Source organism: Pectobacterium sp. A5351, from assembly GCF_028335745.1.
In the GTDB taxonomy this organism is placed as follows: domain Bacteria; phylum Pseudomonadota; class Gammaproteobacteria; order Enterobacterales; family Enterobacteriaceae; genus Pectobacterium.
Genome location: NZ_CP116477.1, coordinates 3,431,913 through 3,448,101, shown reverse-complemented (window position 1 = coordinate 3,448,101; position 16,189 = coordinate 3,431,913). Strand labels below are relative to the sequence as shown.

Annotated in this window: 14 protein-coding genes; 8 read left to right on the top strand and 6 right to left on the bottom strand. The window is 53.4% G+C overall.

What is annotated here, in order from left to right:
- Positions 1-419: 419 nt before the first annotated feature.
- The 6 genes from O1Q74_RS15945 (at position 420) to cysM (ending at position 6,186) form a co-directional block, all read left to right on the top strand.
- Positions 420-1,019: an RpoE-regulated lipoprotein gene (locus O1Q74_RS15945; protein WP_271874600.1), complete on the top strand. Its 600-nt coding sequence runs from the start codon at positions 420-422 to the stop codon at positions 1,017-1,019.
- A gap of 159 nt (positions 1,020-1,178) precedes the next feature.
- Positions 1,179-2,078 carry a Dyp-type peroxidase gene (locus O1Q74_RS15940; protein ID WP_271874599.1) on the top strand — a complete coding sequence of 300 codons (900 nt, stop codon included), beginning with the start codon at positions 1,179-1,181 and terminating at the stop codon, positions 2,076-2,078.
- Positions 2,079-2,365: 287 nt separating this feature from the next.
- Positions 2,366-3,394, top strand: coding sequence for a sulfate ABC transporter substrate-binding protein (locus O1Q74_RS15935; protein WP_271874598.1), 1,029 nt, complete (start codon positions 2,366-2,368; stop codon positions 3,392-3,394).
- On the top strand, positions 3,394-4,248 hold the full coding sequence (cysT, locus tag O1Q74_RS15930) for a sulfate/thiosulfate ABC transporter permease CysT (protein ID WP_271874597.1): 855 nt from the start codon (positions 3,394-3,396) through the stop codon (positions 4,246-4,248). Before O1Q74_RS15935 ends, cysT begins: the two co-directional genes overlap by 1 nt.
- A complete protein-coding gene (gene cysW / locus O1Q74_RS15925) occupies positions 4,248-5,141 on the top strand; it encodes a sulfate/thiosulfate ABC transporter permease CysW (protein WP_271874596.1) in 894 nt (297 codons plus the stop codon). Before cysT ends, cysW begins: the two co-directional genes overlap by 1 nt.
- Positions 5,142-5,304: 163 nt before the next feature.
- Positions 5,305-6,186: a cysteine synthase CysM gene (gene cysM, locus O1Q74_RS15920; protein ID WP_271874595.1), complete on the top strand. Its 882-nt coding sequence runs from the start codon at positions 5,305-5,307 to the stop codon at positions 6,184-6,186.
- A 350-nt stretch (positions 6,187-6,536) separates the two neighbouring features.
- On the opposite strand, the gene O1Q74_RS15915 is transcribed toward cysM, so the two are convergent.
- Positions 6,537-8,489: a MacB family efflux pump subunit gene (locus O1Q74_RS15915; RefSeq protein WP_271874594.1), complete on the bottom strand. Its 1,953-nt coding sequence runs from the start codon at positions 8,487-8,489 to the stop codon at positions 6,537-6,539.
- Positions 8,490-8,492: 3 nt separating this feature from the next.
- Entirely contained in the window at positions 8,493-9,692 is a 1,200-nt protein-coding gene (locus tag O1Q74_RS15910) for an efflux RND transporter periplasmic adaptor subunit (RefSeq protein ID WP_271874593.1), read from the bottom strand.
- 251 nt (positions 9,693-9,943) lie between these two features.
- On the opposite strand from O1Q74_RS15910, the gene O1Q74_RS15905 reads away from it, so the two are divergent.
- Positions 9,944-10,624, top strand: coding sequence for a response regulator transcription factor (locus O1Q74_RS15905; RefSeq protein WP_271874592.1), 681 nt, complete (start codon positions 9,944-9,946; stop codon positions 10,622-10,624).
- Positions 10,624-11,979 carry an ATP-binding protein gene (locus O1Q74_RS15900; RefSeq protein WP_271874591.1) on the top strand — a complete coding sequence of 452 codons (1,356 nt, stop codon included), beginning with the start codon at positions 10,624-10,626 and terminating at the stop codon, positions 11,977-11,979. Before O1Q74_RS15905 ends, O1Q74_RS15900 begins: the two co-directional genes overlap by 1 nt.
- A 66-nt stretch (positions 11,980-12,045) precedes the next feature.
- On the opposite strand, the gene crr is transcribed toward O1Q74_RS15900, so the two are convergent.
- The 4 genes from crr to cysK all read right to left on the bottom strand — a co-directional run bounded on the left by crr (position 12,046) and on the right by cysK (position 16,164).
- A complete protein-coding gene (crr, locus tag O1Q74_RS15895; RefSeq protein ID WP_010284368.1) occupies positions 12,046-12,555 on the bottom strand; it encodes a PTS glucose transporter subunit IIA in 510 nt (169 codons plus the stop codon).
- A 150-nt stretch (positions 12,556-12,705) separates the two neighbouring features.
- Positions 12,706-14,433, bottom strand: a complete 1,728-nt coding sequence (gene ptsI, locus O1Q74_RS15890) for a phosphoenolpyruvate-protein phosphotransferase PtsI (RefSeq protein WP_271874590.1) — start codon at positions 14,431-14,433, stop codon at positions 12,706-12,708.
- Between the two features lie 46 nt (positions 14,434-14,479).
- Positions 14,480-14,737 (bottom strand): phosphocarrier protein Hpr, encoded by a 258-nt coding sequence (gene ptsH / locus O1Q74_RS15885; RefSeq protein WP_005971891.1) that lies wholly within the window; start codon positions 14,735-14,737, stop codon positions 14,480-14,482.
- Between the two features lie 458 nt (positions 14,738-15,195).
- Positions 15,196-16,164, bottom strand: coding sequence for a cysteine synthase A (gene cysK / locus O1Q74_RS15880; protein WP_039348726.1), 969 nt, complete (start codon positions 16,162-16,164; stop codon positions 15,196-15,198).
- Positions 16,165-16,189 lie beyond the last annotated feature (25 nt).

The window sequence follows — 16,189 nt, the reverse complement described above, 5'->3', positions numbered from 1 at the left end:
TTGTTCGCAGGCCTTCCGACGTTCGGGAGGTCTCAAACTGTTGATAAATCTATTCGACGAATGAAAACGGGAGTAACGGAATAGAAGAGTAAAGCGTTTGCGCCATGGACAAAAGCGTCAGGAACGCTTTTGAACGTCGCTTGCGACGGCCCTGCAAGGGTGAATCTCAGGGATGAGATTCATATCTGCGCAAGCCGAGCGCACATGGACGTGTTTACAGCGACTTTACGATCTATCCGTTACCCCCGCACTCTGCGGCCTTTGTCTGTCGTTCTGGTAGGTTTCTTTTCTCATGCCCTCTATAATCTTCCGCAGGATTATCCCGTCTTTACGGCACTTTTCGTCGCTTGCAGACTCCAATTCCCATCTTGCCAGGGTGGCTGACGCCGGAAGCCGTTCAATTTTGAGGAGTACATACCATGAATTTTCGCCCGCTGGGTTTATCGCTGGTGCTGGGGTTACCGCTGTTTCTGAGCGGATGCAGCACGCTTTCCCATTTCTCCTGGTCCAGCCTGTCGCCGTTTAACTGGTTTGGCAGTTCGCTGGAGGTGACTGATGCGGGTGTTGGTGGCATCAATGCTGGTACGCCACTGTCCGAAGGGGCGCTACAGAGCGCGCTGGATGGCGACTATCAACTGCGTAGTGGAATGGGTACCTCCAACGGTCAACTGGTCGCGTTTTATCAAGCGCTGGATGGGAAAGACGTGAAGATGATCGTCAGCGGTCAGCCGAAGGGCAGCGTACGCAAAGTTGAGGTCATGGATCCGGCGGTAGGCAGCGCAGGCGGTGTGAAAATCGGTGACGCCTTTAGCAATACCTACAGCAAAGCATTTGAATCCTGCCAGTTAGGGCAAGGTGATGATGCGCAGAGTGTGGAATGTGCCGCGCCGCAGAGTACGCATATCAGCTACCTCTATTCCGGCGAATGGAGCGGCCCGGAAGGCTTGATGCCGCCTGACGATATCCTGAAAAACTGGAAAGTGAGTAAGATTGTGTGGCACGCGCAGGCGCGAAACTAACTTGCGTTGACGCAAGGTAAACGTCAGGCGGCTTCCGGTATGATAGCGGCGCCGCCTGATAGTTTTTCGGTGGTCGCACGCGCCATCGCTATAGTCGTAAGCCATAATCGTAGTAAACCATAACAACAAAAGAGAAAACTGACGCTTGAGGAAGCAGAAATGACACCAATTCAAAGCGGTATTTTGTTGGAACACCGCCGTTTTGCCATCTTTATGGAAGCGATGATTCAGGGAGAGTTTGATGTTATCCGGCAGGGATGCAAAAAATTCTGTCAGACGTTACAAGAGCTACAGCAGCAGTATCCCGATGCGGGATTAGGCGCGGTGCTGGCATTTGGCAACGATGTCTGGCGCGATCTGGACTGCACTCGCGGCGCGGCGGAACTGAAACCCTTTACGCCGCTGGGTAACGGGCTTGCACCTGCTACGCAGCGCGATTTGTTGATCCACATTCAATCGCTGCGCCATGATGTGAATTTCACGCTGGCACAGGCGGCGCTGGCCGCGTTTGGTGGCGCAATTCGTATCGAAGAAGAGACGCACGGTTTCCGCTGGGTGGAAGATCGCGATCTCAGTGGTTTCGTTGACGGCACGGAAAACCCGCAGGGCGATGCCCGCCATGCCGTGGCGATTATCCCAGAAGGCCAACCGGATGCGGGCGGCAGCTACGTCTTTACCCAACGTTGGGAACACAATCTGAAGCAGCTACAGCGGTTTAGCGTAGAGCAGCAAGAACAGATGATCGGGCGCACCAAGCGGGACAACGAAGAGCTGTCTTCTGATGAACGCCCTGTGACATCACATCTCAGCCGTGTGGATTTAAAGGAAGACGGCAAAGGGCTGAAAATCCTGCGTCAGAGCCTGCCTTACGGCACCGCGAGTGGGAAGAACGGGCTTTACTTTGTCGCCTACTGCGCACGTCTGCATAACATCGAGCAGCAGTTGCTGAGCATGTTCGGCGATCGTGACGGCAAACGCGATGAGATGCTGCGCTTTACGCGCGCTGTCAGCGGCAGCTACTTCTTCGCGCCGTCTCTGGATCAACTTTTATCGCTATAAGATCCAACGCGTTTTCCTGATGCCTGTATTTGTGCAGGCATCAGGCTATCGGGCCATACCTTCTTTCTCCATTCCGCTTTTTCTTCCTATCTCTTTTGTCTTGGGGTTATGTCCTTTAACGCTTAAAAATCCCGAAATGTTATATATAAAGGTTATATGTTGACCACCACTTCCCCCTACACTGAGTTGCGCTGACAAGTGCATTTTTTTCAAAAAATAGCTATGCAAACGATAGATCCCCCATAACAAGGCCTAGCGAATAGGCGCTAACTCTGGCAGGACATAAAATGAATCACGTACAGGTGAAAGGCTGGCTGGTGAAAGGTTCTCTGGCGCTGTCATTGCTGCTGGGTGGTCAGAGCGCAGTCTCTGCTACCGAGCTGCTGAACAGCTCTTATGATGTGTCGCGTGAGCTATTTGTGGCGCTCAATCCCGGTTTTGAAAAACAGTGGTTTTCGCAGCACCCTAACGATCCGCTGACGATCAAACAATCGCATGCTGGCTCGTCTAAACAGGCGCTGGCTATTTTGCAGGGCCTAAAGGCCGATGTCGTGACCTATAACCAGGTGACGGACGTCCAGATCCTGCACGATCGCGGGCAGTTGATTCCCGCCGACTGGCAGGCGCGTTTACCGAATAACAGTTCTCCGTTCTACTCGACCATGGCGTTTCTGGTTCGCAAAGGCAATCCTAAAGGGATTCACGACTGGAACGATCTGGTGCGTGATGATGTGAAGCTGATTTTTCCGAATCCGAAAACCTCCGGCAATGCCCGTTACACCTACCTTGCAGCCTGGGGCGCGACCAGTAAAGCCAACGGTGGCGACGAGGCCAAAACCCGCGCGTGGATCACGCGTTTTCTGGCAAACGTTGCAGTATTTGATACTGGCGGCCGTGGTGCAACCACCACGTTTGTGGAGCGCCAGTTAGGTGATGTGCTGATCAGCTTTGAATCCGAGGTGAATAACATCCGTAATCAGTACAGTGCCGAGAACTACGAGGTGATCGTCCCGAAGGTCAACGTGCTGGCGGAGTTCCCCGTGGCGTGGATCGATAAGAATGTCGAAAAGAATGGCACCGAGCAGGCGGCCAAAGCCTATCTGAATTATCTGTATAGCCCGGAAGCGCAGAAAATTATCACGGATTTTTACTATCGCGTGAATAACCCTGAACTGACGCAAACGCTGAAGTCCCGCTTCCCAGAAACCACCTTATTCCGGGTGGAAGACCAGTTTGGCACGTGGCCGCAGGTGATGAAAACCCACTTCGACACCGGTGGTGAGCTGGATAAATTGCTGGCGGCTGGTCGTCAGTAATGGCTTTGGGGTCGGGTAACCTCTTTTCTGGTTCAGGTAAACGGGTGCTGCCGGGATTCGCATTGAGTCTGGGCAGCAGCCTGCTGTTCGTCTGTCTGATTCTGTTACTGCCCTTAAGTGCGCTGGTCATGCAGCTTTCGGAAATGAGTCTGACGCAATACTGGGCGGTGATTTCCAATCCGCAGGTGGTGGCTGCTTACAAGGTGACGCTTCTGGCCGCGGGATTGGCGACAGTATTCAATGCGGGATTCGGCCTATTGATGGCGTGGATTCTGACGCGCTATCGCTTTCCCGGCCGTGCTTTACTGGATGGACTGATGGATTTGCCCTTTGCGCTCCCCACCGCCGTCGCGGGGCTGACGCTGGCCGCGCTGTTTTCAACCACCGGCTGGTATGGCGCATGGCTGGCTGAATTCGGCATCAAGGTCTCGTACACCTGGCTAGGGATTACGGTGGCGATGGCGTTCACCAGTATTCCCTTTGTGGTGCGTACCGTTCAACCGGTACTGGAAGAGCTGGGGCCGGAATATGAAGAGGCGGCGCAGACGCTGGGGGCGAATCGCTGGCAGTGTTTTCGCTATGTCATTTTACCGGAATTGACCCCGGCGCTCTTAACGGGCACCGCGATGTCGTTTGCCCGCAGTCTGGGCGAATTTGGCGCGGTCATCTTTATTGCAGGGAATATCGCCTGGCAGACGGAAGTCGTTTCGCTGATGATTTTTATCCGCTTGCAGGAGTTTGATTTCCCTGCCGCGAGCGCGATTGCTTCTGTTGTGTTAGCGGCATCTTTATTGATCCTGTTTGCCGTCAACGTGCTGCAAAGTCGTTTTGGTCAACGAACCCGGAGCGTGTAATGGCTGAGATTCCTGGCGTGACGGCTCGGCGTCACGCTCGTCCTGTTCGGCAGGAACGCAACCGGGGGAGGGCAGCGCTGATTGCGCTGGGCGTGATATTATCGCTCATCATGCTGGTCATCCCTTTGGTGTCAATTTTTGCCGCGGCGCTGGCGCACGGGCTAGGGGGCGTCTGGCGTAACCTGAGCGATCCTGACATGCTGCATGCGATTGGTCTCACGCTGCTGGTGGTTGCGATTGTCGTACCGGTAAATCTGGTTTTTGGCACGCTGCTGGCGTGGCTGGTCACGCGCTTTCAGTTTCCGGGGCGGCAATTGCTGCTCACGCTGATCGACATTCCTTTTGCCGTCTCGCCGGTGGTAGCGGGTTTGCTGTATCTGCTTTTTTACAGCACCAACGGGCCAGTTGGCGGCTGGCTGGATGAACAGGGGCTACAGCTGATGTTCGCCTGGCCGGGCATTGCTCTGGTGACCATATTCGTGACCTGCCCGTTTATGGTCAGGGAGCTGGTTCCGGTGATGATGAGTCAGGGCAGTCAGGAAGAAGAGGCGGCTGTGCTGCTTGGTGCCTCGGGCTGGCAGGTGTTCTATCGGGTGACGCTACCGAATATTCGCTGGGCGTTGCTGTACGGCGTGGTACTGACGAATGCCCGTGCGATTGGCGAGTTTGGTGCGGTATCCGTGGTGTCGGGGGCGATTCGTGGTGAAACCTATACGCTGCCGCTACAGGTCGAATTACTGCATCAGGACTATAACAGCGTGGGCGCGTTTACCGCTGCGGCGCTGTTAACCGTGATGGCGATATTGACGCTGTTCATCAAAAGCGCTTTGCAGTGGCGGGTAAAACGGCAAATGGCGCAAGGGCGGGAACAGAATCCGCCTGAAAAGCAGTAAATTGAGATTGCTGGCAAAGTCAGATTTTAGGGGAAACACAGAGATGAGGTTCCCGTAGGGATACCTCGCCCTGTGTATCTCGAATTAACCATCATGGGTTTGTCAGCAACGTTAATTTTATCGTTCACTCCGTAAGTGGGTGGGACTTTTTAGGACTCAACTTGTGACAACGCTTGAGCAGTGTATTGGCAATACCCCGCTGGTGAAATTGCAGCGCCTGACGCAGGGGCTGAACAGTGAAATTTGGCTGAAGCTGGAAGGGAATAACCCCGCCGGATCGGTAAAAGATCGGGCGGCACTCTCTATGATCCAACAGGCAGAGAATCGCGGGGACATTACTCCCGGCGATCGGCTGATCGAGGCGACCAGCGGGAATACCGGCATTGCGCTGGCGATGATTGCGGCGGTAAAGGGCTATCGGTTACGTCTGCTGATGCCGGACAACATGAGCTATGAACGTCAGACTGCGATGCGCGCGTATGGCGCAGAACTGGTTCTGGTTAATCGCAAGTTAGGGATGGAAGGGGCGCGGGATCGGGCAAAACAGATGGTGCAGGCTGGGGAGGGGAAAACGCTGGATCAGTTCAATAACCCGGACAATTCGCTGGCGCATTTTCTCACGACTGGCCCGGAGATCTGGCAGCAAACGGCGGGTAAGCTGACCCACTTTATCTCCAGCATGGGAACGACCGGCACGATATCCGGCGTCAGCCGCTATCTGAAGCAGCAGAACCCAGTAATCTGTACGGTCGGGCTACAGCCTGCGGAAGGCAGCCATATTCCCGGTATTCGCCGTTGGTCACTGGACTATATGCCGGGCATTTTCCGCGCCGATTTGGTCGATCGTATTTTGGATATGACACAGGTCGATGCCGAGAATACGCTGCGGCAACTGGCGCGTCAGGAAGGGATCTTCTGCGGCGTCAGTACCGGCGGCGCGGTTGCTGGCGCACTGCGGATGGCTGCGGAAAACCCCGGCAGCGTGATTGTGGCAATCGCCTGCGATCGCGGCGATCGGTATCTGTCCACCGGGGTATTTGACTAACGTTACTCGTCATACTTCGAGTTGCATGTGCGTTGGCTGCGTTCAAATACTCGGCCCGTCGTGGGCCTCGCCCTGAAGGGCCGCTGCAAGCAGCGTTCAAATCTGCTCCCGGCAGATTTGTCACCCGAATCACTTACTTGAGTAAGCTCATCGGGATGAAATGAGAGACATCCTGTCTCTCACCGGAGGCCAGCCGTTGGCTGGTCAAATTCGTTCCCGACGAATTTGTCCCTCTCTTGCCGCGTTATTCGGCCTTACGGCCTCCCCCTCCGGGGTCAGCGCAAGCGCTGTTCAAAAACGCCTTGCCGTTTTTGTCCTGAAACTCGAATTATTTAGAGTAACGGAGCTGGCTATTCTCGCTCCAGTGCGTGGATCGGTTCCATCCGCGCCGCACGGCGGGCGGGGAAGAAGCCGAAGATAATGCCGATCAGGCTGGAGCACAGGAATGCAGCAATAATCGATGAACTGGAATAGCTCATCGCGAAATTGCTGCTGAACTGTGCAAACAGCACGCCGATAGCCAGCGACAGCGCCACACCGATTATGCCGCCGAACAGGCAGACCAGCACCGCTTCGATCAGAAACTGCTGCATGATGTCGCTGGTGCGTGCGCCGACCGCCATACGAACGCCGATCTCTCGGGTTCGCTCCGTGACGGAGACCAGCATGATGTTCATGACACCGATACCGCCGACCAGCAGCGAAATCAGCGCAATCATCGACACCAGCAGCGTGAGCGTGGTGGTGGTTTTCTCGATCATCTGACGGATGCTGTCCGTGTTCATGACAAAAAAATCTTTCGTACCGTGCCGTTGCGTGAGCAGGGCGGTGATGCTTTTCTCGGCGACATTCATATCAATATTGTCTTTCACCCGCACCGTGATGCTTTTCAGGTAGGACTGCCCGACCATGCGCTTCATCACGGTGGTGTACGGCACCCAGACATTCAGGTTTTCGTCGCTGCCGAAGCCGCCCTGATTCTTACTGACGACGCCGATAATCCGAACGGGCAGTGAGCCTAGCAGAATCACTTGTCCAATGGGATCTTCGCCGTGGGGAAAGAGCTTGTTAAGCGTGTTTTTGTCAATCACCGCGTCCTGCGCCAGTTCATCGACGCTGCTGCGAGGGAAAAGCACACCGCGTTGCAGCGTGTAACCACGCACGGTGAAGAACTGTTCACCCACCCCAGAAACGCTGGCAGACACGGCAATGTTGCTATAGCGCATCGTGACGCTGGTGGAGATAGACGGGGTGACGCTATGCACGTAGGGTTGCTGTGTCAGGGGTTGAATATCGCTGGCCCGCAGCGTTTGGATCGCGCTGGCATCCATGTCGCCGAAGTCTTTGCCAGGGAAAATGTCCAACGTGCTGGTGCCCATCGAGTTGATGTCGGCCAGCACTTGCTCCTGCGAGCCTTTTCCCAGTGCGACCACCGAAACAACCGACGCGATGCCGATAATGATGCCGAGCATGGTCAGAAAAGTGCGCATCCGCTGGGCGTTCATCGCCAGCAGTGCCATTTTGAATGCGTCAATAAAGCGGTCTTTGAACTGGTTCAGAGCCGAGGCCGTCGGAGAACTAGCGGCCTCGGGCGACGGCGCGGTGGCCTCTTCGGGACGCGTTTGTCGGTCGGCAATCACTTCGCCATCGCGCAGTTCGATGATGCGCTGCGCGTGCTCGGCAATCGTCATATCGTGGGTGACGATCACGACGGTATTGCCCTGTCTGTGCAGATCGCGAAGTATGCTCAGCACCTCGTTGCCGCTGTGGGTGTCCAGCGCACCGGTGGGTTCATCCGCCAGAATAATACCTCCGCCGTTCATCAGCGCACGGGCGATACTGACGCGCTGCTGTTGGCCGCCGGAAAGCTGGCTGGGCCGATAGTGGAGGCGATTTTCCAGTCCTAGCCTGCTTAACAGCTCCGATGCCCGTTGACGGCGAGCCTGTCGGCTTTTACCGGCATAAATGGCCGGCACTTCGACATTTCCCAGCGCGCTGAGGTCGCCCAGCAGGTGATAGCGCTGGAAAATAAAGCCAAAATGCTCGCGGCGCAGTTCCGCCAACTGGTCGTTGTCCAGTTCGCCCACGGCGCGCCCTGCCACCTGATAATCCCCGGAGGACGGTTTATCCAGACAGCCGAGAATATTCATCAGCGTGGATTTTCCCGAACCGGATGCGCCAACAATGGCCACCATTTCTCCCTGATTAATCGTCAGGTTGATGTCCTTGAGGACGGTGACGTCCTGTTCGCCGTTGGAAAAGCGTCGGGTAATGCCAGTTAGCTTAAGTAAGGATGTGGACATGCGTTACATCCCCATCGGCGGGCCGGGATGCGTGGACGCGACATCACCGGATGACGGGCTGACAACCACCTGTTCCCCAACGCTGAGCCCCGAACGGATCTGGGTACGCACGTTATCATTGAGGCCGATCGTGACCAGACGCGATTCGATCTTCTTGTTCGCATTCATCACCTGCACGTACCACATGCCATTGCGTGAGGTTAATGCCGTCGCTGGGACGACAATGGCATTTTTCACTGAAGACAGCAGAATATACACCTGTGCTGTCATGGAGATACGTAATACGCCGTCAGGGTTTTTCACATCAAACAGGCCGTTGTAATAAATAGCGGTGCTGGATGAAGAGCTGGTGGTGGTGCTCGAACTGGATGATGTCGTGGTTGAGTCCGTGTTGATGGAGTCTGGCGCGGGTTCAATCGAACTTAGCGTGGCTTCGTAACGTTTATTGGGTTCGCCCAAAATACTGAACCACACGGGCATGCCGGTTTTCACCTTGACGACGTCGGCTTCTGAAATCTTCACCTTGATGGTCATGGTGTCCAGATTGGCGACTTTGGCAATGGTTGGCGTAGTCTGGATAGCGTTGACCGTTTGGCCTGCTTCAACAGGAATTGCCACCACGGTGCCATCCATTGGTGAACGAATTTGGGTATACCCTAGGTTAACCTTGGCAGTGTTGACGGTAATTTGTGCCTGAACAATCTGAGCGTCCAGTGCATCGATATTGGCTTTGGTGGCATCCAGCGTGGCTTTCGCGCTATCGTAGTCGGCCTGTACGCCCACGCCGCGTTTCATCAACATTTGCTGACGCTGCCAGCTTAATTCATTGTTACGTAATTCCGCCAGTTTAGCGGCCCGCTGAGCCTGAACGTTTTTGAGCGCAGCTTCACTGTTTCTTAACGTATCCTGCTGGGTGAGGTCATCAATTTCAGCGATCAATTGCCCTTTTTTCACCTTATCGCCGAGTTTGACATGCAGCGATTTGATTTGTCCCGAGGCTTGTGCACCAACGCTGACCTGTTTCTGCGCCTCAATTTTTCCGTCAGCGAGAACCGTCTGTTCAAGATCTGCTATCTCTGCGGCGGCGGTGATAGCGTTTGGCGCGGGCGATGGCTTGTTGAAAAATAGATGAATAAGCACGGCAGTAACGATAAGACCAAGCGCGATCGTCATACGGCGTCGTGTAAAAAATCGTGATTGCATCAGGGAAAGTCGTCCTTAATGAATGCATCTTAACGGGAGTAAATAACGCAGGTGAGTAATTTACCCCGAGTCAGTAAAGGTAGCGGTAATCTTTGCTGCAAGAAATGGTAAGGATTAAGTAAATATGGCTGCGAATATTAACGCTAGGCCTGAGAATACATTATCTATACCCATCATTCTTTAAACAATATGTGGATTTTTTCTCCGCGGCGGTCATTGTCTTGGGTATACCTGATTAATGAGGACAGGATATGAATATTTTACTGGTCGATGACGACGTAGAGCTGGGCGATATGCTCTGTGAGTATCTCAATGCTGAAGGGTTTTCGACCTCCCGGGTGCTGACGGGCAAAGAAGGTGTCGAGGGAGCGATGTCAGGAGGTTACACCGCGATGATTCTGGATGTTATGCTGCCAGATATGAGCGGAATTGACGTATTGCGCGAGATCAGAAAAACCCAACAGATACCCGTTATTATGCTGACGGCGCGCGGTGATAACATCGATAGAGTTATCGGTCTGGAAATGGGCGCGGATGACTATATGCCTAAACCCTGTTATCCGCGTGAACTGGTGGCAAGGTTGCGGGCGGTACTACGTCGCTATGATGACCCGCCGAGTGCAAAGCGTGACGAGAGCCTGGCGGCCAGTGGCGATCTGGTGTTAAACCCTGCGACGCGCATCAGCGAATGGCGTGGAAAGCCGTTTGATCTGACGGCGTCTGAATTTAATTTGCTGGAATTGCTGTTACGTTCCTCCGAACGTGTGGTGTCAAAAGATGAACTGTCCGAAAAATGCCTAGGGCGTCGTCGCGAAGCCTATGACCGCAGCGTGGACGTGCACATCAGCAATATTCGTCAGAAGCTCGGTGCATTGCCGGGCAGCACCATGACGATTGAAACCGTGCGCAGCGTGGGATACCGGATTCGCTGATGATGATTCGTGGAAGGCTTTTCTGGAAGATACTGCTCGGTTTCTGGCTGACGTTCCTCGTCATGTCTCAGTTGCTGTGGCTGGCTTTTTCTTTTTATGGCGAGCGCCATAAGCCGCTGGAAGAGATCGTGGTTTCGCGCATCGCAACGATGCAAACGGAAATGGTGGCGGCGGCGCTGCAACATGGCGGCCTGAGTGAGCTGAACGATGTGATGTCGCTGCTGCCGCAGCAAGAACAACAATATATTTCCGTCACGGAGTCGCCACTGCCGCTGGCGGGACAGGAATTGAACTCCGTCCAGCAGAATGTGATGCCTGTCGATGATTTTGCGTTGGATAAACGTAACGCGTACATTATCAAGCAGGTCAGTGGGCCTGCCGGAAAGTGGTATCAGATACGTTATGACGCCGAACTGCTGCGCAGCGAATTCCGTCCTCCTCGTCCAGTCGAGTTTCTTAACGTACCCGTGCCGTTTGTCATCATCGCGGGGTTTGGTGGGCTGCTGTTTAGTTCGGTGCTGGCATGGAGTCTGGCACGCCCTCTGAGCCAGATTCGTGCAGGGTTTGATCAGGTTGCGCAGGGCGATCTGAATGTACGTCTGCTGCCGATGATGCATAAGCGGCACGATGAAATCAGCGATGTGGCACGTGATTTCGATTCCATGGTCGAACGGTTGGACAGCCTGGCGAGTGCACGTGAACAACTGCTTCATGATGTCTCACACGAGCTGCGCTCCCCGCTGGCGCGTTTGCAGCTTGCTATCGGATTGATAAGACAAAACCCGGACAATATAGAGAATTCCTTACAACGCATTGAGCGCGAAGCGCTGCTGATGGATAAGATGATTGGCGAATTGCTGACGCTGTCGCGCACGGAGCATTCTGGTATTGAGGAAGCTTATTTCGATTTATTGGGGCTGGTGACGGCCGTGGTCAACGATGCGCGCTATGAAGCGCAGGTCACTGGCGTCGAAATCCTGCTGGCGGCGGATGAAGACGAAGACTACACGATTAAAGGTAACGCGGAGCTGATGCGCAGGGCGGTCGATAATGTGATGCGCAACGCGCTACGTTTTTCAGCGCCTGAACAGCAGGTCTCGGTGTCACTTATTGGCAATGAGCATGAGTGGACGATTCAGGTCGCCGATCAGGGGCCCGGCGTGGAGAAAAGTAAGCTCTCCAGCATCTTCGATCCTTTTATCCGTGTGGATTCGCCGCTGTCTGGCAAAGGCTATGGGCTGGGGCTGGCCATTACTCGCAAAGTGGTGCTGGCGCACGGTGGGCATATTGAAGCGGAAAACGGCGAACAGCGTGGATTAGTGATTCGCCTGTGCGTACCGCGCTGGAAAGCCTGAAACGAAAACGGCACCATCCTGGTGCCGTTTCGTGCAAACGTAGTAGACCATCCGTAGAAGGGCGGTTTACTTTTTGATACGGATAACCGGCGTTTCGCCGACAACGACCGTACCACTCAGTTTGGTCAATTCCTTGATTTCGTCCATGTTGGAAATAACCACTGGGGTCAGAGTAGACTTCGCTTTTTCTTCCAGCAGCGCCAGGTCAAACTCGATTACGAGATCGCCTTTCTTCACGCGCTGACCTTCTTCGGCGATGCGCTTGAAGCCTTCGCCTTTCAATTCAACGGTATCAATACCAAAGTGCACAAACAGCTCAATGCCGCTGTCAGACTCGATGGAAAACGCATGGTTGGTTTCAAAAATCTTACCGATGGTGCCGTCTACCGGTGCGACAATCTTGTTGCCAGTTGGCTTGATGGCAATACCGTCACCGACGATTTTCTCTGCGAATACGACATCAGGAACATCTTCAATATTGACGATTTCACCGGACAGCGGGGCAATGATTTCGATGCTGCCAGTGTCTTTTTTGTCGTCAGAAACCAGAGATTTCAATTTATCGAACAAACCCATGATTCTCTCCTAAGCATTAATATTGGGCCAGCGTATACCCTAATCTTTCAAGTCGTTGTGGCATTGGCTTTCTTCGCTACCCCGACCGCGACGATATCGCCTGTCGGGGGATGCTGATCGCCACCTTGAAACCTATTAGGTAAAGCAGAATCAGCAGAGCGTTTTTTCTTTAATGAAGCGGCTCACCAGATTGCTTAACTCTTGTGCTGTCGGTTGTGCTAATGCCTGCTCCGCCAGCGCCTTCGCATCTTCGTAATTCGCATTACGGATGATTTTCTTGATGCTCGGGATAGAGATCGCACTCATGCTGAATTCGTCCAGACCCATTCCCAATAACAGTAGTGTAGCACGTTCGTCACCGGCGAGCTCACCACACATCCCTGTCCACTTGCCTTCGGCATGAGACGCATCGATAACCTGCTTGATCAGGGTAAGGACGGCGGGGGACATCGGGTTATAGAGATGAGAAATCAGCTCATTACCGCGATCAACAGCCAGAGTATACTGGGTTAAGTCATTTGTCCCAATACTAAAGAAGTCGACTTCTTTGGCTAAATGTGGCGCGATTGCAGCAGCAGCAGGGGTTTCCACCATCACGCCGACTTCAATGCTTTCGTCTAAGGCCTTACCTTCTTCTCTCAACTGCGCTTTCAGCATCTCCAGTTCGGCCTTCAGCTCACGTACCTCTTCCACGGAGATGATCATCGGGAACATGATACGCAGCTTGCCAAAGCTGGACGCGCGCAGAATGGCACGTAACTGGGCGTGCAGGATTTCTTTACGATCCAGACAGATACGGATAGCACGCCAGCCAAGGAACGGGTTCTCTTCCTTCGGCAGGTTCATGTAAGGCAGGTCTTTGTCGCCGCCGATATCCATGGTCCGGACGATAACAGCCTGTGCCCCCACGGCTTCGGCAACGGCTTTATATGCCTGGAATTGTTCTTCTTCGGTCGGCAGTGAATCGCGATCCATGAACAGGAATTCGGTACGATACAGGCCGACACCTTCCGCGCCGTTACGCTCAGCACCCGCGACATCACGCACAGTGCCGATGTTGGCACAGACTTCAACCTGATGACCGTCCAGCGTGATGGCTGGCAAATCTTTCAGCTTGGCCAGCTCATACTTTTCAGCGTGGTACTGCTGTTGAACCGCTTTTAATTCTTCAATTTTTTCCGTGGTCGGATTCTGATAGATCTGGTTGTTTACGGCATCCAGAATCAGATAGTCGCCGTTTTTGACCTGACTGGTGACATCGGTCGTGCCGACGATCGCAGGCAGTTCCAGCGAACGGGCCATAATGGAGGTGTGGGACGTGCGGCCACCAAGATCGGTAATGAAGCCAAGCACTTTGTCCAGATTCAACTGCGCAGTTTCTGACGGCGTCAGATCCGTTGCAACCAGAATGACTTCATCCTGAATATCGCCCAGATCGACGATGGTCATATTGAGAATGTTGCGTAGCAAACGTTTCCCGATATCACGCATGTCTGCGGCGCGTTCTTTCAGATATTCATCATCAAGCTCTTCCAGTGCTTTGGCCTGGTTTTCGATAACGGAAAACGCAGCGGCGTCGGCGGAAGCATGTTCATCTTTAATCAGGGCTACGATTTCCTGCTCGAACTCTTCATCTTCCAGCAACATGATGTGGCCTTCGAAGATGGCTTCTTTCTCTGCGCCCAGCGTCTCGCCCGCTTTCTTCTTGATAGCTTCCAACTGTGCGGATGCTTTGGAACGGCCAGTCAGAAAACGTTCAATTTCCTGCTCCACCTGGTCCGCAGAGATTTTTTTCCGGTTGATGAGAATTTCATCTTCTTTCAGTAACAGTGCCTTACCAAAAGCAATCCCCGGTGATACTAATATGCCTGAAATCATAACCCTACCTTACTCGATTCTGATGTTCACTAAAAAGACCCGTCGCTTACTCGAGCTCGGCCATCAGCTTAACCAGATGTTCAACTGCTTTTTGTTCGTCTTCGCCTTCCGCTGCGATGGTCACCACTGTTCCCTGGGTTAAACCGAGTGTTTGTAATTTGAACAGGCTCTTGGCGCTCGCGCTCTTGCCGTTGGATGTCACGGTGATTTCAGAAGTGAAGCCTTTGGCTTCTTTAACGAACTGAGCAGCGGGACGAGTGTGCAGGCCATTCGGTGCGGTGATAGTCACTTCTTGCTGGAACATGCTTTTTTCCCCAACTTATGGATTAGATTAATGTTGTGGAACTAAAGTTTAGCTGATTCACTGAACTTTAGCCTGTTTGGTTCGCGCCTGGTTTATGTTATAGGGGCGAACCACGATGCGACAAGAAAACCGTCAAACGTATTTCCTGGATAAAATACCATCAAATACCACAGCCTCCGGTACCCATTATCTTAACCTCGGTCGCAAAACGGCGATGTGGCTATCGTGCGCAGAGAAAAAACCATTTTGCTCCGCGTAAGACAAAAAACAATGTGATGGGGCGTGATATTTGTCGACATTAATTTCACGCATCAAAATAATTGTTCGGTTAAATACTAAACCTGATGTAGAAAAGCAATCTGTATGTAGTGGAAAGTTTGAAGTGCGCCACAAAAAAGCACCTAAATAGGTGCTTTTTTAACACATTGGTCACTTGTTGGTCGAGTGTGACCGGAGGATTATTGTTGCAGTTCCTGCTCGGTGAACAGGTCGGCAAAGAGTGCCGTGCTGAGATAACGTTCGCCGGAAGAAGGCAGAATGACAACGATAGTTTTGCCTTCAAACTCTTTCTCTTTGAGCAAATTCAGCGCAGCGGCAACGGCGGCACCGGAAGAAATCCCGGCGAGAATACCTTCTTCTTCCATCAAACGACGTGCGGTGCTGATCGCTTCTTCGTTTGTCACTTTCTCTACGCGGTCAATCAGTTTCAGATCCAGATTACCCGGAATGAAGCCCGCGCCGATGCCCTGAATTTTGTGTGGTCCTGGTTTCAGCTCTTCGCCTGCCAGCGCCTGAGTGATCACCGGTGAATCGGTTGGTTCAACCGCCACGCTGATGATAGCCTTGCCTTTGGTGTTCTTGATGTAACGGCTAACACCGGTCAGCGTACCGCCGGTACCGACGCCGGAGATAAAGACATCAACCTGACCGTCCGTGTCTTCCCAGATTTCAGGGCCGGTGGTCTTTTCGTGAATCTCCGGGTTCGCTGGGTTGCTGAACTGCTGCAACAGCAGATAACGGCTCGGATCGCTGGCGACAATTTCTTCTGCTTTGGCAATAGCGCCTTTCATACCTTTCGCGCCTTCGGTCAGCACCAGGTTGGCACCCAGTGCTTTTAGCAGCTTACGGCGCTCAATGCTCATGGTTTCCGGCATGGTGAGCGTGAGTTTGTAACCGCGAGCCGCTGCGACGTAGGCCAAAGCAATCCCTGTGTTTCCGCTGGTTGGTTCAACCAGTTCAATGCCTGGTTTTAGAACACCGCGTTTTTCAGCATCCCAAATCAGGTTGGAGCCGATACGGCATTTTACGCTGAAGCTGGGGTTGCGGGATTCCACTTTAGCCAGAATGCGTCCGTTGCCGATACGGTTCAGGCGAACCAGCGGCGTATGGCCGATTGTGAAAGAATTGTCTTCGTAGATCTTGCTCATAGCCTGTCCTTATAACTGTATGAAA